This window comes from Burkholderia oklahomensis C6786 (assembly GCF_000959365.1).
GTDB classification, from domain to species: Bacteria; Pseudomonadota; Gammaproteobacteria; order Burkholderiales; family Burkholderiaceae; genus Burkholderia; species Burkholderia oklahomensis.
Window position 1 is genome coordinate 3,025,866 of the sequence record NZ_CP009555.1, and the last position, 17,404, is coordinate 3,043,269.

Sequence of the window (17,404 nt, forward strand, 5' to 3'; positions counted from 1 at the left end):
CACGGCCGGCCACTCCGTCCCCGAATCGACCGCGCACTCCGCCGGGCTAGGGGAAACTCCTAGCCCGGATTTTTGAAAAACAAGTTGTCTATACAACATCGAATCACTACACTCATCTCATTCCGAAACTTGTATAGACAGGACCCCTTCATGATCACGCTGACCCCAGGCCGCCTGACTCTCCCGCAACTGCGCCGGATCGCCCGCGAGAACGTGCAGATCGTGCTCGATCCCGCGAGCTTCGCCGCGATCGATCGGGGCGCGCAAGCCGTCGCCGACATCGCCGCGAAGGGCGAGCCGGCCTACGGCATCAATACCGGCTTCGGGCGCCTCGCGAGCACGCACATCCCGCACGACCAGCTCGAGCTGTTGCAGAAGAACCTCGTGCTGTCGCACGCGGTGGGCGTCGGCGAGCCGATGTCGCGTTCCGTCGTGCGCCTCCTGATGGCGCTCAAGCTGTCGAGCCTCGGCCGCGGCCACTCGGGCATCCGCCGCGTGGTGATGGATGCGCTCATCAAGCTGTTCAACGCCGACGTGCTGCCGCTCATCCCGGTCAAGGGCTCGGTCGGCGCGTCGGGCGATCTCGCGCCGCTCGCGCACATGTCCGCGGTGCTGCTCGGCATCGGCGAAGTGTTCATCCGCGGCGAGCGCGCGAGCGCGACGGACGGCCTGCGCGTCGCGGGCCTCGCGCCGCTCACGCTCGAAGCGAAGGAAGGGCTCGCGCTCCTGAACGGCACGCAGGCGTCGACCGCGCTCGCGCTCGACAACCTGTTCGCGATCGAAGACCTGTACCGCACGGCGCTCGTGTCGGGCGCGCTGTCGGTCGACGCGGCGGCGGGCTCGGTGAAGCCGTTCGACGCGCGCATCCACGAGCTGCGCGGCCATCGCGGCCAGATCGACGCGGCGGGCGCGTACCGCTCGCTCCTCGAAGGCTCGGCGATCAACGTGTCGCACCGCGACTGCGGCAAGGTGCAGGACCCGTACAGCCTGCGCTGCCAGCCGCAGGTGATGGGCGCGTGCCTCGACCAGATGCGCCACGCGGCCGGCGTGCTGCTGATCGAAGCGAACGCGGTGTCGGACAACCCGCTGATCTTCCCGGACACGGGCGAAGTGCTGTCGGGCGGCAACTTTCATGCGGAGCCCGTCGCGTTCGCGGCCGACAACCTCGCGCTCGCGGCCGCCGAGATCGGCGCGCTCGCCGAGCGCCGGATCGCGCTCCTCATCGACGCGACGCTGTCGGGCCTGCCGCCTTTCCTCGTCAAGGACGGCGGCGTGAACTCGGGCTTCATGATCGCGCACGTGACGGCCGCCGCGCTCGCGTCGGAGAACAAGACGCTCGCGCATCCGGCCTCGGTCGATTCGCTGCCGACGTCGGCGAACCAGGAAGACCACGTGTCGATGGCGACGTTCGCCGCGCGCAAGCTCGCCGACATCGCGGACAACACCGCGTACATCCTCTCGATCGAGCTGCTCGCCGCCGCGCAGGGCGTCGATCTGCGCGCGCCGCACGAAACGAGCCCGGCGCTGCAAAAGGCGATGGAGACGATCCGCGCGGACGTCGCGCACTACGACCTCGACCACTACTTCGCGCCGGACATCGCGGTGATCGCGCAGCGCGTGCGCGAGCGCGCGTTCGCGAAGCTGAGCCCGCTCGCATTCGAATCGGAACAATAAGACGATGAGCACGCCCGCCTATCAGGAAATCAAGGACTTCATCCTCAATCGCATTCACGCCGGCGAATGGGCGGAAGGCGATCAGGTGCCGTCGGAGAACGAGCTCGCGCGCGAATTCAAGGTCGCGCGGATGACCGTCAACCGCGCGCTGCGCGAGCTGACGGCCGAGCAGGTGCTCACGCGCATCCAGGGGGCGGGCACCTTCGTCGCGCGGCCGAAGTACGAATCGACGCTCGTCGCGATCCGCAGCATCTCCGACGAGATCGCCGCGCGCGGCCACAAGCACCATGCGCGCGTGCTCGACCTCGTCACGATGAAGGCCGACGAAGGGCTCGCCGACGAGATGCAGGTGCCGCTCAACACGAGGCTCTTCCGCTCGGTGATGCTGCACTACGAGAACGACGAGCCCGTGCAGCTCGAAGAGCGCTGGGTGAATCCGGCCGTCGCCGCCGACTACGCGGATCAGGACTTCTCGACGATCACGCCGAACCAGTACCTGATGCGCGTCGCGCCGCTGCAGCGCGTCGAGTACCGGATCGAGGCGGCGATGCCCGATCGCACGATGCGCGAAGAGCTCGAGATGAGCGAGACCGAGCCGTGCCTCGTGCTGCATCGGCGCACATGGTCGCAAGGCGTCGTCGCGTCGGTCGTGAACCTCTGGCATCCGGGCAGCCGCTATCGCTTCACCGGCCATTTCTGAACGTTTAACGAACTCTTACCTTCCTTTCCGGGAGCAGTCGTCATGAATCACCCGAAACACATCGATCCGCGCCTCGATCCGACCCGCGTGATCCGTGCGCCGCGCGGCGGCGAGAAGCGCTGCAAGAACTGGCTCGCCGAAGCCGCATACCGGATGATCCAGAACAATCTCGATCCGGAGGTCGCCGAGCACCCGCACGCGCTCGTCGTCTACGGCGGCATCGGCCGCGCGGCGCGCAACTGGGACTGCTTCGATCAGATCCTCGCGTCGCTCAGGGACCTGAACGACGACGAGACGCTGCTCGTGCAATCGGGCAAGCCGGTCGGCGTGTTCCGCACGCACGAGAACGCGCCGCGCGTGCTGATCGCGAACTCGAACCTCGTCCCGCACTGGGCGACGTGGGATCACTTCAACGAGCTCGATCGCAAGGGCCTGATGATGTACGGCCAGATGACGGCGGGCAGCTGGATCTACATCGGCAGCCAGGGGATCGTGCAGGGCACGTACGAGACGTTCTTCTCGGTCGCGAACCAGCACTTCAACGGCGATCCGAGCGGCCGCTGGATCCTGACGGGCGGTCTCGGCGGGATGGGCGGCGCGCAGCCGCTCGCGGCGACGATGGCGGGCTTCTCGATGATCGCGGTCGAATGCGACGAATCGCGGATCGACTTCCGCCTGAAGACGCGCTACGTCGACAAGAAGGCGAAGACGCTCGACGAAGCGCTCGCGATGATCGACGAGGCGAGGCGCGCGGGCAAGCCGGTGTCGATCGGCCTGCTCGGCAACGCGGCCGACGTGTTCGCGGAGATCGTCGCGCGCGGCATCACGCCGGACTGCGTGACCGACCAGACGAGCGCGCACGATCCGATCAACGGCTACCTGCCGCAGGGCTGGACCGTCGAGCAGTGGCGCGAAGCGCAGAAGGTCGAACCGCAGAGCATCGTGAAGGCGGCGAAGCAGTCGATGGCGGTACAGGTGCGCGCGATGCTGACGCTGCAGGCGCGCGGCGCGGCGACGCTCGACTACGGCAACAACATCCGCCAGATGGCGCTCGAGATGGGCGTCGAGAACGCGTTCGACTTCCCGGGCTTCGTGCCCGCATACATCCGGCCGCTCTTCTGCGAGGGCAAGGGGCCGTTCCGCTGGGTCGCGCTGTCGGGCGATCCCGAGGACATCTACAAGACCGACCAGAAGGTCAAGGAGCTGATCCCCGACGATCCGCACCTGCACAACTGGCTCGACATGGCGCGCGAGCGCATCGCGTTCCAGGGCCTGCCCGCGCGGATCTGCTGGGTCGGCGTGAAGGATCGCTATCGCCTCGGCCAGGCGTTCAACGAGATGGTGAAGAACGGCGAGCTGAAGGCGCCGATCGTGATCGGCCGCGATCACCTCGACACCGGCTCGGTCGCGAGCCCGAACCGCGAAACGGAATCGATGAAGGACGGCTCGGACGCGGTCAGCGACTGGCCGCTCCTCAATGCGCTCCTGAACACCGCGGGCGGCGCGTCGTGGGTGTCGCTGCATCACGGCGGCGGCGTCGGGATGGGCTTCTCGCAGCACGCGGGCGTCGTGATCGTCGCCGACGGCACCGATGCCGCGCACGAGCGCCTCGGCCGCGTGCTGTTCAACGATCCGGCCACGGGCGTGATGCGCCATGCGGATGCCGGCTACGAGCTCGCGCAGCGCACCGCGAAGGAAGCGGGCCTCAAGCTGCCGATGCTCGGACGCTGATGCGGATGGCGTCGTCTACGATGCAAGCGACGCTGATACGCGCGGATTCGCTCGTCGCGTCGCCGTGGAAGAACGGCGGCGGCGTGACGCGCGAGATCGCCGCGCATCCGTCGGGCGAGCGCGCGGCCGGCGCCGCATTCGACACGTTCGCATGGCGCGTGAGCGTCGCGGACGTCGCGCAGCCGGGGCCGTTCTCGCGTTTCGACGGCATCGACCGCACGCTCGTGCTGCTCGCGGGCGCGGGGATGACGCTCGTCGAGCCGGACGGCGCGCGGCACGTGCTGCGTGCGCCGCTCGATCGCGTCGCGTTCGCGGGCGAGACCGCGCTCGCGGCCGAGCTGCACGACGGCCCGACGCGCGACTTCAACTTGATGACGCGGCGCGACGCCGCGCGCGGCAGCGTCGACGCGTGGCGCGGCGGCGGCGCGGCGTATGCGCTGCGCGCGCATGCCGTGCTGCTGTTCTGCGCGAGCGGTGCGCCCGTCGTCGATCTCGGCGATGGCGCGCCCATCGCGCTGAACCCGTTCGACACGCTGCGCCTCGACGATCCCGCGAACGGCGAGCTACGATGTGCGATCCACGGCGACGGCGCGCTGCTCGCGGTCGGCGTGACGCTTCTTCACGACAAGGCTTGAGCGGATGAAATCGATTCTCTGGCACAACCTGAAACTGTGCGCGCACGGCGACCCGAACGACACGATCGCCGACGCCGCGATCGCGGTGAACGGCGACGGCACGATCGCGTGGCTCGGACGCGCGAGCGACGTGCCGGCCGGCTACGTGCACTGGGCGCGCGAGGATTTGCGCGGCGCATGGGTGACGCCCGGCCTCGTCGACTGCCACACGCATCTCGTCTACGGCGGCCAGCGCGCGGACGAGTTCGCGCAGCGCCTCGCCGGCGTGAGCTACGAAGAGATCGCGCGGCGCGGCGGCGGCATCGTGTCGACGGTGCGCGCGACGCGCGACGCGAGCGAGGCGATGCTCTTCGAGCAGGCGGCCGCGCGGCTGCGGCCGCTCCTCGCCGAAGGCGTGACCGCGATCGAGATCAAGTCAGGATACGGGCTCGAGTTCGGGAGCGAGCGCCGGATGCTGCGCGTCGCGCGGCAGTTGGGCGAGCGCTTCCCGGTGAGCGTCTACACGACGTTCCTCGGCGCGCACGCGCTGCCGCCCGAATATGCGGGCCGCGCGGACGAATACGTCGACGAAGTCTGCGACCGGATGCTGCCCGCGCTCGCCGACGAAGGGCTCGTCGACGCGGTCGACGTGTTCTGCGAGCGGATCGGCTTCACGCTCGCGCAGAGCGAGCGGGTGTTCGAGGCGGCCGCGCGGCGCGGACTGCCCGTCAAGATGCATGCGGAGCAGTTGTCGAACAGCGGCGGCACGGCGCTTGCCGCCCGCTATCGCGCGCTGTCCGCCGATCATCTCGAATATCTGGACGAGGCGGGCGTCGCGGCGATGCGCGCATCCGGCACGACGGCCGTGCTGCTGCCGGGCGCCTATTACTTCATCCGCGAGACGAAAATGCCGCCGATCGATCTGCTGCGCCGGCACGGCGTGCCGATCGCGCTCGCGACCGATCACAATCCGGGCACGTCGCCGCTCACGTCGCTGCTGTTGACGATGAACATGGGCTGCACGCTGTTCAAGATGACGGTGCAGGAAGCGCTCCTCGGCGTGACGCGCCACGCGGCGGCGGCGCTCGGCGCAGGCGACCGGCACGGCTCGCTCGCGCCGGGGCGGCAGGCGGACTTCGCGGTGTGGCCGGTCGCGACGCTCGCGGAGCTTGCGTACTGGTTCGGCCGGCCGCTGTGCGAGCGGGTCGTGAAGGGCGGCGCGACGGTGTTCGCGCGCGACGCGCGCTGACCGGAAGACAAGCATGACGAAAATCGATTCGATGTTGTTTGCCGGGCATGCCTATCTGCCCGGCGGCTGGCAGCGCGACGTGCTGCTGCGCTGGGACGCGACGGGCGCGCTCGTCGACGTCCGCGCGAACGCGGCGGCGCCGGCGGGCGTCGCGCGCGCGAACGGGCCGCTCATGCCCGGCATGCCGAACCTGCATTCGCACGCGTTCCAGCGCGCGATGGCGGGGCTCACCGAATATCGCGCGAACCCGTCCGACACGTTCTGGAGCTGGCGCGACCTGATGTACCGCTTCGCGCTGAAGATCACGCCCGACGCGCTCGCCGCGGTCGCGCGCTGGCTCTATGTCGAGATGCTGAAGAGCGGTTATACGTCGGTGTGCGAATTTCATTACGTCCATCACGCGCCGGACGGCGCGCGCTATCCGCGGCGTGCGGAGCTGGCCGCGCGCGTCGTCGGCGCGGCGCAAGACGCGGGCATCGGCATCACGATGCTGCCCGTCGCGTATCAGTACAGCGGCTTCGGCGAACGCGCGCCGCGCGACGACCAGCGCCGCTTCATCAACGCGCCCGACGCGCTGCTCGCGCTCGTCGACGAGTTGCGCGGCGAATTGCCCGAGCACGGCGGGCTGCGCTACGGCATCGCGCCGCATTCGCTGCGCGCGGTGTCGGAAAGCGGCTTGCGCGAATTGCTCGGCGGATTGCCGGCCGGCGCGCCGGTGCACATCCACATCGCCGAGCAGACGGCGGAAGTCGACGACTGCGTGCGCGCGTACGGCGCGCGGCCGGTGCAGTGGCTGCTCGACCGCTTCGACGTGAACGCGCGCTGGTGCCTCGTGCATGCGACGCATCTCGACGCGGCCGAGACGAGCGCGCTCGCGCGCAGCGGTGCGATCGCGGGCCTGTGTCCGACGACCGAGGCGAATCTCGGCGACGGAATTTTCCCGGCGGTCGACTATCTCGCGGCGGGCGGCGCGATCGGCATCGGCTCGGACAGCCATGCGGCCGTCGACTGGCGCGCCGAACTGCGCCTCTTCGAATACGGGCAGCGGCTCGTGCGGCGCGAGCGCAACGTGCTCGCCGATTCGGCGCATACTCACGTGGCGGACCGTCTGTTCGCGGCATCGCTCGCGGGCGGCGCATGCGCGGCCGGCCGGCCGGTCGGCGCGCTCGAAGCGGGCCGGCGCGCCGACTGGATCGTGCTCGATCCCGCCCATCCGTCGATCGCGGAGCACGGCAGCGATGCGTGGCTGTCGGGCGCGGTATTCGCCGAGCACGGCGACACGCCGGTGCTCGACGTGTACGTCGGCGGCGAGCAGGTCGTGAGCGCGCGCCGGCATCGCGACGAGGAATCCGCATACGCCGGGTATCGCGCGGCGCTCGCGCAATTGCTGCGCTGAGTCCGCAATTGGATTGCGCGAACGCGTGATGGTACGAAGGTACGGAAGCGCGGCCGCCGCGCAATGCGGTTAGCATATGTGCCGCATCCGGCATCCGGCATCCGGCGCGAGGGCTGGGCCGCCGCACGCACCGAGACGAAGTGCATGCAAGCCGAGCGCCTCGCGCACGCAGCGCCGCAACCGGCCGCCGCATGCGCGGCGCGCGCCGCGGATCGGCCGGCGCGCCGCGCGAGGCGCCGCATCATCAACGAGGTCGAACGATCATGAACACCGCATCGCATCCGCCGGTATTCACGTTGCATCGCGGCACGCTGCCGCTGCTCGTGTCGATACCGCACGCGGGCACCCACATTCCCGAAGAAATCGCCGCGACGATGACGCTCGTTGCACGCTACGTCGACGACTGCGACTGGCATCTCGAGCGGCTGTACGATTTCGCGAAGGCGCTCGGCGCGTCGGTGCTCGTGCCGTCGCACGCGCGCTACGTCGTCGACCTGAACCGTCCGCCCGACGACGCGAACCTCTATCCGGGCCAGGACACGACGGGCCTCGTGCCCGTCGATACGTTCGACAAGGCGCCGCTGTACGCGGACGGCGACGAGCCGACCGTCACCGAGATCGCGCGCCGTCGCGAGCGGTACTGGACGCCGTATCACGATGCGCTCGCGGGCGAGCTTCAGCGCCTGAAGCGCGAACACGGCCGCGCGCTGCTATGGGAAGCGCATTCGATCCGCTCGCACGTGCCGCGCTTCTTCGACGGCCGGCTGCCGGACTTCAACTTTGGCACGTCGAGCGGCGCGAGCGCGGCGCCGGGGCTCGCCGACAAGCTGGCCGCGCTCGTCGACAAGCACGGCGGCTACACGTCGATCGCGAACGGACGCTTCAAGGGCGGCTACATCACGCGGCACTACGGCGCACCGGAGGACGGCGTGCAATCGGTGCAACTCGAGCTCGTGCAGGCGACCTACATGGAAGAGGTGCGGCCTTATTCGTACGACGAAGCGAAGGCGCGGCGCATCGCGCCGCTGCTCGAGGCGCTCCTGAAGGCCGCGCTCGAGCATCGTTGACATCGTTGCCGCGGCGGTCGCGTTTTCGCGGCACGTTGCTCGGGATGGCGCGCGGCGTGCGGAGCCGCGCCGTTGCACGCGATTCGGGACGAATGCGATCTTCGTTCGCGATTCGCACGCTTGCTGCGCGAAGCGTGCGTGCGAAGCGGCGATGTTTCGGATTCCGATCGGGCAGCGCGGAAATGCCGCGCGATGCGTGCGTTCATCGATACTTGTCGTCGAATATTTTAAGCAGCGCTTCCGACGCATACCAAGGGAAAACCCTGACTTCGTATTTTTGAAACGGAATTGACTGCGTTTCCAGATACGATAAGCTGATTGTCAGCTAGCCGTCACATCGATAACGGCGGCGTTTTCCGACGCCGCCGCCATGCGCGAACGCGCTGCTGCGATGTTCGCGACGATCGACCGGCCTGCCGGGCGGCGGCGCATGCCGAGTCGCATCGCCGCCTGCCGCGTTCAATACTTTAAACAGTCAGTCGAGTGTGATCGTGAGAGTCCAAGGCCCCTTGGTCAGACGGGATCGAAGTCGGCGCGCGAGTCTTCCGCGCGCCGTCGATGCTGCCGACGACGGCTGCGGCAAGTTTCTCGCCAGCCCAAGCCCGTCCATCTTCACCACCGTGTCCCGGCGCTCCATGCGCCGTCACAACGCGGTCGCCGCGCGCGCCTACATGGCGGTTCACGACGACGGCGTCGCATCGCTGTTGCCCTAGCGCCTCTTTTCGTCACTCGCCGGTTCGTCGCTGCTGCGCACCTTCGCGATGTCGCGATGCGTGCGAAGGGACGGTGCGCGCGCCACATCGCGCGAAGTCCGGCCGTCGCGTCGCCGCGCGACGTGCGCATCCGTCGAGTCGACGTTTCATCTCACCGTGCGCTGCGTGCATGTGTGTTCGAGCATGCGCGCCCGTGCGCGACGTCCTTCCCGTTTTTCGCGACGAGCGCGAGGTCGCATCGCACGTTTCGTGCGCGCGTTCGCCGCTCGTGTCGAATCGGAGGAAATGCGATGGATGAACGCATCGACACCGCGCCGCGGGCTGTCGTCGGCATCTGTGCGGATCGCAAGACGGTCGGCCTGCATGTCGCGCACGTCGCAGGCGAGAAATACCTGACCGCGGTCGTCGACGGCGCGCTCGCGCTCGCGATCGTGCTGCCCGCGCTCGGCGCGCGGCAGCGCGCGGGCGAACTGCTCGCGCTCGTCGACGGCCTGCTGTTGACGGGCAGCTATTCGAACGTCGAGCCCGCGCGCTACGACGGCCCGGCAAGCGCGCCCGGCACGCTGCACGACGCGGCGCGCGACGCGACCACGCTGCCGCTCGTGCGCGCGGCGATCGACGCCGGCGTGCCCGTGCTCGCGATCTGCCGCGGGATGCAGGAGCTGAACGTCGCGTACGGCGGCACGCTGTATCAGGAAGTGCATGCGATGAGCGGCCATGCCGATCATCGCGAGGACCTGTCCGCGTCGGTCGACGTGCAGTACGGCCCCGCGCATCCGATCCGGCTCGAGCCGGGCGGCCTGCTGCGGCGCCTCGCGCACGGCGCGGAAACCGTCCAAGTCAACTCGCTGCACGCGCAAGGCATCGAACGGCTCGGCGACGGGCTGACCGTCGAGGCGCGCGCGCCGGACGGGCTCGTCGAAGCGATCGGCGTGCGCGATGCGCGTGCGTTCGCGCTCGGCGTGCAATGGCATCCGGAATGGCGGTTCGACGGCAATCCGCTGTCGCGAGAAATTTTTGCGGCGTTCGGCGCGGCGTGCCGCGCCCGAATGCGCAGGACGGCCGAGCGCGCGACACGCGCGTGACGGCCGTCGAAGCTTATCGAAGAGAGGCTCACATGCAAGACATCGATGATTTTCTGAGGCAGCACCGGATCACCGAAGTGGAAGCGATCATCCCCGACATGGCGGGGATCGCACGCGGCAAGATCATCCCGCGCAACAAGTTCGAAACGGGCGAATCGATGCGATTGCCGCAGGCGGTGATGGTGCAGACCGTCACCGGCGACTACCCGGAAGACGGCACGCTGACGGGCGTGACCGATCCCGACATGGTGTGCGTGCCCGACGCGTCGACGATCTGCCTGATTCCGTGGGCGGTCGATCCGACCGCGCAGGTGATTCACGACTGTGTGCATTTCGACGGCTCGCCCGTCGAGATCTCGCCGCGCTTCGTGCTGCGCCGCGTGCTCGATCTGTATCGCGCGAAAGGATGGAAGCCCGTCGTCGCGCCGGAGCTCGAATTCTATCTGGTCGACATGAACAAGGACCCGGATTTGCCGCTGCGGCCGCCCGTCGGGCGCACGGGGCGCGCGGAGACGGGGCGGCAGTCGTACTCGATCGAAGCGGTCAACGAGTTCGATCCGTTGTTCGAAGATATCTACGAATACTGCGAGCTGCAGGGCCTCGACATCGACACGCTGATTCACGAAGTCGGCGCCGCGCAGATGGAGATCAACTTCCTGCACGGCAACGCGCTGTCGCTCGCCGACCAGGTGTTCCTGTTCAAGCGTACGGTGCGCGAGGCGGCGCTGCGCCACAACATGTATGCGACGTTCATGGCGAAACCGATGGAGAACGAGCCCGGCTCGGCGATGCATATTCATCAGAGCATCGTCGACATCGAGACGGGCCGCAATCTCTTCATCGGCGCGAGCGGCGACGCGACGCCGATGTTCCGCAGCTATCTCGCCGGGCTGCAGAAATACACGCCCGCGCTGATGCCGATCTTCGCGCCGTACATCAATTCGTATCGCCGGCTGTCGCGTTTCATGGCCGCGCCGATCAACGTGCAGTGGGGCTACGACAACCGCACGGTCGGCTTCCGGATCCCGCATTCGGCGGCGGCCGCGCGGCGGATCGAGAACCGGATTCCGGGCGTCGACTGCAATCCGTATCTCGCGATCGCGGGCACGCTCGCGGCCGGCTATCTCGGCGTCACGCAGGCGCTCGAGCCGACCCAGCCGCTCGCGAGCGACGGCTACAGCCTGCCGTATCAGCTGCCGCGCAATCTCGAGGAAGGGCTCACGCTGATGAGCGCATGCACGCCGCTCGCCGAGATGCTCGGCGAGAAATTCGTGAAGGCCTATCTCGCGCTGAAGGAAACGGAGTACGAAGCATTTTTCCGCGTGATCAGCTCGTGGGAACGCCGGCACTTGCTGCTGCACGTTTGAGCGCGCGCTCGCGCGCCGCATTCAGGAGATCAAAGTGACGTATCGAACCGAAGACATCGCTCTTGTACAGCCGCTGCGCGCGACCGCGTCGCAGCGCAGCACCGCGCAATACCGCGCGCTCGACGCCGCGCATCACATCCATCCGTTTTCCGACATGGGCGCGCTCAATCGCGCGGGCAGCCGCGTGATCGTGAAGGCCGAGGGCGTCTATCTGTGGGATTCCGACGGCAACAAGATCATCGACGGGATGGCCGGGCTCTGGTGCGTGAACGTCGGCTACGGACGCGAAGAGCTGATCGAGGCGGGCAGCCGCCAGTTGCGCGAGCTGCCGTTCTACAACACGTTCTTCAAGACGACGCATCCGCCGATCATCGAGCTGTCGGCGCTGCTCGCCGACATCGCGCCGCCGTCGTTCAATCACTTCTTCTATTGCAACAGCGGGTCGGAAGGCAACGACACGGTGCTGCGCGTCGTCCATCAATACTGGCGCACGCGGAACCAGCCGCAGAAGAAGGTCGTGATCTCGCGCAGGAACGCCTACCACGGCTCGACGATCGCGGGCGCGACGCTCGGCGGCATGGGCTACATGCACGAGCAGATGCCGTCGAAGGTCGAGCATATCGTCCATATCGATCAGCCGTACTTCTTCGGCGAAGCGGGCGAAGGACAGACACCCGAAGAGTTCGGACTCGAACGCGCGCGGCAGCTCGAAGCGAAGATCGTCGAGCTCGGCGCGGAGAACGTCGCCGCGTTCATCGGCGAGCCGTTCCAGGGCGCGGGCGGCGTGATCTTTCCGCCGTCGACGTACTGGCCCGAGATCGAGCGGATCTGCCGCAAGTACGACGTGCTGCTCGTCGCCGACGAAGTGATCGGCGGGTTCGGGCGCACCGGCGAATGGTTCGCGCATCGGCACGTCGGCTTCGAGCCGGACCTGATGACGCTCGCGAAGGGGCTGACGAGCGGCTACGTGCCGATGGGCGCCGTCGCGCTGTCCGACCGGATCGCCGACGCGCTGATCGCGCACGGCGAGTTCAATCACGGGATGACGTATTCGGGGCACCCGGTCGCGGCGGCCGTCGCGGTCGCGAATCTGAAGGTGCTGCGCGACGAGAAGATCGTCGAGCGCGTGAAGACCGACACCGGCCCGTACTTCCAGCAGAGGCTGCGCGAGACCTTCGCGAATCATCCGATCGTCGGCGAGATCGCGGGCGCGGGGCTCGTCGCGGGCCTTCAGCTCGCGCGCGAGCCGGGCGCGCGCAAGCGCTTCGAGAACGGCGGCGAGGTCGGCACGATCTGCCGCGACTACTGCTTCAACGGCAACCTGGTCATGCGCGCGACGGGCGACCGGATGCTGCTGTCGCCGCCGCTCGTGATCTCGAAGCCGGAGATCGACGAGATCGTCGAGAAGGCGAAGCGGGCGATCGATGCGACGGCGAAGCAACTGGGCATGGCGTCGTAGCTCAGGGCTGGCGGCGCGACGGGCGGCGGCCGTTCCGAATGGCATGCGTTTCGGGCGCAGCGATCCGCCTTCGTTTGCTTGGTGCGTGCGATTGCGAACAGACGATCCGCGAACGTCGCCGCACTGCTTGCGAACGCGATTCCGAGCGGCGTTCTTGCACGGCGGGAGGTGGAAAGAAGGGGCGTCGCGATCGCGCGGAGCCGATCCGCCGCTCGATCGCGATGCGCGCAAAGCGCCGGCTTGACGGGCCGGCGCATTCCACTTCGAGTCGAGACTGCCGCATCCGGCGACCGTGGTCGCGCGCGTCACGCGTCGAGCATCACGGAGAGAACACGCTCTCCGGCCGTCAAGCGAGCGCGGGAACGACCCGAGCGTGCTCAGCTTCCGCGCGCTTCCCTTGCCGAGGATTCCCACTCGTGCGGCAGCGATTCTGGGTCGAGCCAGCGCACACGTTTCAGCGCGCGGTAGATGACGAAATACAGCGGAATCTGCACCACGGCGAATGCGAAGATGATCCACGCGAAGCCCGGATCGACCGGATGAGCGCCGGCCGCCAGGAAAACGCCGAACGCGAGCACGGCGAGCAGCGCCGCCATGCCTGCGTAGGATAGCCAACGAAACAGCCGGACGGCCCGGCGCTTCCCTTTGCCGATGCCGACCACCAGCATGGCCGCCGTGCCCACGACGATCTCTTCGAGCCGGTGGTTTTCCGCCGTAAATCTTGCGACGTCGCCCAGGCAGTCGAAGAGCGCCATGGCCGTCGTGCTGACCGCCACGAAGAACGCCATGCCCGCTGGGATGGCTTGCGGCGATGCGCAGGAGGGGCGATTTCCGGGGCGTTCAGCGATGCGGTGGGCTTGACGCGCAGCCGTCGCGTCAGTCGAATGATCGAAGTTCGTCAATGCGCGGCTCCCGGACGATGGCTGACGCCGACTTGGAATTGCAGAATGGGCGCGGGCGTGCCGGGCTGAGGCGGCGTCATCGGACGATCGGGGACGAGGAGCCGAGCGGGGTGGTCGAGGTCCTGCCGTGTCCCGGTGCCGAGATGCTGCTGCATCCGGTCGGCCCCGTGAGCGACGGCATCCGGCGGATCGATGCCGTACACGCTGGTCCCATAGATGGACGCCATATAGGCGGGGGCTTCGATCGTTCGCATCAGCAGCAGTTCGCGACGAGCCTGCATCAGCTTCTTTTGCGCTTCGCGGACCGCGTCGGCGAAGCGGCTTGCCCGCTCCTCCATCTGCCGCGCCTGTGCCTGGAGCAAGGCCCGATTGGGATTGTCGAGCGACGCGCTCTTGAATGCGTCGATGGCGCTTCGTTGGGCGCTGAGCTGCTTGGTCGCCTGCACGGCTTCTTCGGATCTCTCGCCCACTTTCCGTGCGATTCCGGGCAGCGAAGCCAGCGTGCGCGGGCCGCTCGCGATCAGGTCGGGCAGTATGAGGATCGGGCCCACGGTTTCGATGACTTTGTAATGCCACGCGTTGCCGAGCTGCTTCTTGCGGACCTCGTCGCCCGTCAGCTCGTACTTCACCATCCGGCCGTCTTCGAGCATCAGCAATGCCGAGGTGATGCCGGCTGCCACACCCAGCGCAGGCAGAAGCGTCACGCCGCCGGGAAGTATCACGGCAAACGAGACGACGCCCGCCAGCACGCCGAATGTACCGCCGGCGACGGCCGCGCTGTCGAATGCCGTCCCGTGTTCTTCGATGACGTTGCGAGCCCTCGACAGGCGTTGCCCGAACAGCGACGGGCCGGATTGGGCGCGTCGGGCCGCGGACACTCTTGGGGCCCATTGTCTCGACAACTGGTCGATGGTTTGATGCGTTGCCGAGCTGAGCGGATCGGCCGGCATCATCGGCGGGCGGGACACGGCGATCACCAGATCGAGCGCGTTGCCGTTCGCATCGGGCGTCGCCGATTTCAGCCGCGACGCGCCGACGCCGTCGAAAAATATTACTCCTGCCTTTTGACCGAGCACCTTGCTTGCGAAGTCCGACAGATGGAATTCCGCTTCCGATCGATGGCGATACGGCTCCCATGAGGCAGGTGCGTTCGACATGGCGTTGGGATCGCAAATGATGGAACAGGTTTCAGAACGGTCCGGCAGGGACGGTTGCCGGACGGCCTTCAGGCAACCGTCAATATAATCGGCCGCTTCGTGTAATGCGAGTCTGTCGAACACGGCGCCACCCATCGACTTTCCGCGCGAGCGCACCGGAATTCACCGGCCGGCGTAAGAGTTACCGTTCGATTATGTTCATTTTATGGCGCATGAAATAATTGCCGGGTTTTGTTAAAGAGAATTAGGGCGGGTTTTAAAACGCGAAAAAAGCGCAGTGACTTTCCCGGCTAATGCGCTATATTTTCGACCAGCTATGTCGTCAAAAAGAACGAGGGTGCGCCGGGGGCAATCATGCAATTATCCGATATTGCAGGCTTCTTGAACCTGCAGAACAGTCGTCTGCTGAGCATTCAGACACCGCTTTCCGGTCAGTCCGAACTCGTGATCAGCGATTTCCAGTGCAGCGAGGGGTTGTCCGTCCTGTTCGACATGCGGTTGGGGCTCGCTTCGCGCGATCCGACGATCGAGCTCAAGCAGATGATCGGGCAGCCGGTCACCGTCTCGCTTCAACTGTCGGCCGCGTTGAGCTGCAACTCGGTGCGCCATTTTCACGGTTACGTGACGCAGTTCAGCCATACCGGGACCGATGGCGGCCTCGCGACGTACGCCGCCACGGTTCAACCCTGGATGTGGATGCTGTCGCGGCGCGTCGACTCGCGCATTTTCCAGGACAAGAGCGTTCGCGACATTCTCGACAGCGTGTTCTCGCAGTACGCGAAACTGGCTTCCCATGAGTTCCGGTTGTCCCGGACGCTCAAGCCATATAGCTACTGCACGCAGTATCGCGAGAGCGATCTGAATTTCGCGCTTCGCCTGATGGAGCAGGAAGGGCTGTTCTTCTATTTCGAGCATGCGAAGGACGGCCACAAGCTGATCGTCACGGACGATTCGACTCACGCCAAGCCGATCGACGGTCTGCCGACGCTGCGATATTCGGCCGACGAAGTGCTCGACGACGAGGCGATCGTGTCGCAATTCGCCGCGCATCGGCAATTGACGTCCAGCACCGTCAGCCTCAAGACGTTCGACTACAAGGTGCCGGGTGCCCGGCGCTATGTGTCGGGCGATACGAAAACCGAGCAGGGGAATGTCGACTCGTACGAGGTGTACGACTACGTCGGGCTGCACGGCTTCGATTCGACGGACCGCGGCGAGGAACTCGCGCGGTTCAGGCTCGAAGCGCTGGCGGCGGGCAGCAAGGCGTTCACCGGCGCGGGCAACTGCCGCACGCTCGCGCCCGGCCGCTATTTCGAACTGACCGATCATTACGACCACGGCAGCGCGCGGCCCGAGAACAGGCAGTTCCTGCTGACCGCGGTGCGCCATCATGGCGTGAACAACTATCAGTCGAACGAAGGCGCTGCATCGTATGCGGCGAGCTTCCAGTGCATTCGCAAGAAGATCCCTTTCCGCCCCGCGCTCGCGATGCCGCGCCCCGTCATCGCCGGTCCGCAGACCGCGATCGTGGTCGGTCCGAAGGGCGAGGAAATCTACACCGATTCGCTCGGTCGCGTGAAGGTGCAGTTCCATTGGGACCGTCTCGGGCAACGCAACCAGAGCAGTTCGTGCTGGGTTCGGGTGGGGCAGCCGTGGGCGGGCGGCGGGTTCGGCGGCATGCAGATTCCACGAATCGGCGACGAGGTGGTCGTGTCGTTCCTCGACGGCGATCCGGACCGGCCGATCATCATCTCGCGCGTCTACAACGCGCAGAACATGCCGCCGTGGAAGCTGCCGGAGAACGCGACGCAAAGCGGCATCCTGTCCCGCTCGACGAAAGGGCACGCGGGCACCGCGAATGCGATTCGCTTCGAAGACAAGCAGGGCCAAGAAGAGCTGTGGCTGCAGGCGGAGCGCGACATGCGCACCGAGGTGAAGCACGACGAGCTGCGCGTCGTCGGAAACGACCATCGCTGGGCGGTGGGGCGGAATCACACGCTCAACGTGAAGGCGGATCACGTCTCGAATACCGGCAGCAACCAGACGGTCGGCGTCGGCAGCGCGTTCGCGATGACAGTGGGCGCGCTGCCGGCCGAAGGCGCTGCGCCGCCGCCCGCGGGAACCTACGTGCTCAACGTCACGGAGCGGGTGGTCATCCAGTGCGGCAAGTCGAGCCTCACGATGACGAAGGACGGCCTCATCAAGATCGAGGGCGTGCAGATCGTCGAGAATGCTTCGGATTACTTCCTGATGCAGGGCAAGAAGATCGATCTGAATCCGTGACGCGTGC

General features: G+C 67.1%; 14 protein-coding genes. 12 read left to right on the forward strand and 2 right to left on the reverse strand.

What is annotated here, in order from left to right; translation table 11 throughout:
* Positions 1-150: 150 nt before the first annotated feature.
* From hutH to BG90_RS13745, 11 genes are all read left to right on the forward strand, one after another.
* Positions 151-1,674: a histidine ammonia-lyase gene (gene hutH / locus BG90_RS13690; protein WP_010105132.1), complete on the forward strand. Its 1,524-nt coding sequence runs from the start codon at positions 151-153 to the stop codon at positions 1,672-1,674.
* A gap of 4 nt (positions 1,675-1,678) precedes the next feature.
* Positions 1,679-2,374, forward strand: coding sequence for a histidine utilization repressor (gene hutC, locus BG90_RS13695; protein ID WP_010116292.1), 696 nt, complete (start codon positions 1,679-1,681; stop codon positions 2,372-2,374).
* 42 nt (positions 2,375-2,416) lie between these two features.
* Entirely contained in the window at positions 2,417-4,105 is a 1,689-nt protein-coding gene (gene hutU / locus BG90_RS13700) for a urocanate hydratase (protein WP_010116291.1), read from the forward strand.
* On the forward strand, positions 4,105-4,740 hold the full coding sequence (locus BG90_RS13705) for a HutD/Ves family protein (RefSeq protein WP_025989912.1): 636 nt from the start codon (positions 4,105-4,107) through the stop codon (positions 4,738-4,740). Before hutU ends, BG90_RS13705 begins: the two co-directional genes overlap by 1 nt.
* 4 nt (positions 4,741-4,744) lie before the next feature.
* Entirely contained in the window at positions 4,745-5,968 is a 1,224-nt protein-coding gene (gene hutI, locus BG90_RS13710; protein WP_010116289.1) for an imidazolonepropionase, read from the forward strand.
* A gap of 13 nt (positions 5,969-5,981) precedes the next feature.
* On the forward strand, positions 5,982-7,364 hold the full coding sequence (locus tag BG90_RS13715) for a formimidoylglutamate deiminase (RefSeq protein ID WP_010105122.1): 1,383 nt from the start codon (positions 5,982-5,984) through the stop codon (positions 7,362-7,364).
* Positions 7,365-7,627: 263 nt separating this feature from the next.
* Positions 7,628-8,431 (forward strand): N-formylglutamate deformylase, encoded by an 804-nt coding sequence (gene hutG / locus BG90_RS13725; RefSeq protein ID WP_010122502.1) that lies wholly within the window; start codon positions 7,628-7,630, stop codon positions 8,429-8,431.
* Positions 8,432-8,940: 509 nt separating this feature from the next.
* Positions 8,941-9,144, forward strand: a complete 204-nt coding sequence (locus BG90_RS36755; RefSeq protein WP_025990556.1) for a hypothetical protein — start codon at positions 8,941-8,943, stop codon at positions 9,142-9,144.
* A 290-nt stretch (positions 9,145-9,434) separates the two neighbouring features.
* Positions 9,435-10,229 (forward strand): gamma-glutamyl-gamma-aminobutyrate hydrolase family protein, encoded by a 795-nt coding sequence (locus tag BG90_RS13735; protein WP_010105102.1) that lies wholly within the window; start codon positions 9,435-9,437, stop codon positions 10,227-10,229.
* Between the two features lie 32 nt (positions 10,230-10,261).
* Entirely contained in the window at positions 10,262-11,596 is a 1,335-nt protein-coding gene (locus BG90_RS13740; RefSeq protein WP_045568172.1) for a glutamine synthetase family protein, read from the forward strand.
* A gap of 34 nt (positions 11,597-11,630) precedes the next feature.
* On the forward strand, positions 11,631-13,055 hold the full coding sequence (locus BG90_RS13745) for an aspartate aminotransferase family protein (protein WP_045568173.1): 1,425 nt from the start codon (positions 11,631-11,633) through the stop codon (positions 13,053-13,055).
* Between the two features lie 377 nt (positions 13,056-13,432).
* On the opposite strand, the gene BG90_RS37325 is transcribed toward BG90_RS13745, so the two are convergent.
* Positions 13,433-13,957, reverse strand: a complete 525-nt coding sequence (locus BG90_RS37325) for a DUF4728 domain-containing protein (protein ID WP_232288888.1) — start codon at positions 13,955-13,957, stop codon at positions 13,433-13,435.
* On the reverse strand, positions 13,954-15,114 hold the full coding sequence (locus BG90_RS13755) for a hypothetical protein (protein WP_010116286.1): 1,161 nt from the start codon (positions 15,112-15,114) through the stop codon (positions 13,954-13,956). Before BG90_RS13755 ends, BG90_RS37325 begins: the two co-directional genes overlap by 4 nt.
* 354 nt (positions 15,115-15,468) lie before the next feature.
* On the opposite strand from BG90_RS13755, the gene BG90_RS13760 reads away from it, so the two are divergent.
* Entirely contained in the window at positions 15,469-17,397 is a 1,929-nt protein-coding gene (locus BG90_RS13760) for a type VI secretion system Vgr family protein (protein WP_038801985.1), read from the forward strand.
* The last annotated feature ends 7 nt before the right edge of the window (positions 17,398-17,404 follow it).

Bases quoted from the DNA above. Each gene is read 5' to 3' on its own strand.
- BG90_RS13755 (WP_010116286.1), bottom strand. From the start codon at position 15,114: ATGTCGAACGCACCTGCCTCATGGGAGCCGTATCGCCATCGATCGGAA.
- BG90_RS13760 (WP_038801985.1), top strand. From the start codon at position 15,469: ATGCAATTATCCGATATTGCAGGCTTCTTGAACCTGCAGAACAGTCGT.
- BG90_RS13705 (WP_025989912.1), top strand. From the start codon at position 4,105: ATGCGGATGGCGTCGTCTACGATGCAAGCGACGCTGATACGCGCGGAT.
- BG90_RS13715 (WP_010105122.1), top strand. From the start codon at position 5,982: ATGACGAAAATCGATTCGATGTTGTTTGCCGGGCATGCCTATCTGCCC.
- hutC (WP_010116292.1), top strand. From the start codon at position 1,679: ATGAGCACGCCCGCCTATCAGGAAATCAAGGACTTCATCCTCAATCGC.
- hutU (WP_010116291.1), top strand. From the start codon at position 2,417: ATGAATCACCCGAAACACATCGATCCGCGCCTCGATCCGACCCGCGTG.
- hutI (WP_010116289.1), top strand. From the start codon at position 4,745: ATGAAATCGATTCTCTGGCACAACCTGAAACTGTGCGCGCACGGCGAC.
- BG90_RS13740 (WP_045568172.1), top strand. From the start codon at position 10,262: ATGCAAGACATCGATGATTTTCTGAGGCAGCACCGGATCACCGAAGTG.
- hutG (WP_010122502.1), top strand. From the start codon at position 7,628: ATGAACACCGCATCGCATCCGCCGGTATTCACGTTGCATCGCGGCACG.
- hutH (WP_010105132.1), top strand. From the start codon at position 151: ATGATCACGCTGACCCCAGGCCGCCTGACTCTCCCGCAACTGCGCCGG.
- BG90_RS13735 (WP_010105102.1), top strand. From the start codon at position 9,435: ATGGATGAACGCATCGACACCGCGCCGCGGGCTGTCGTCGGCATCTGT.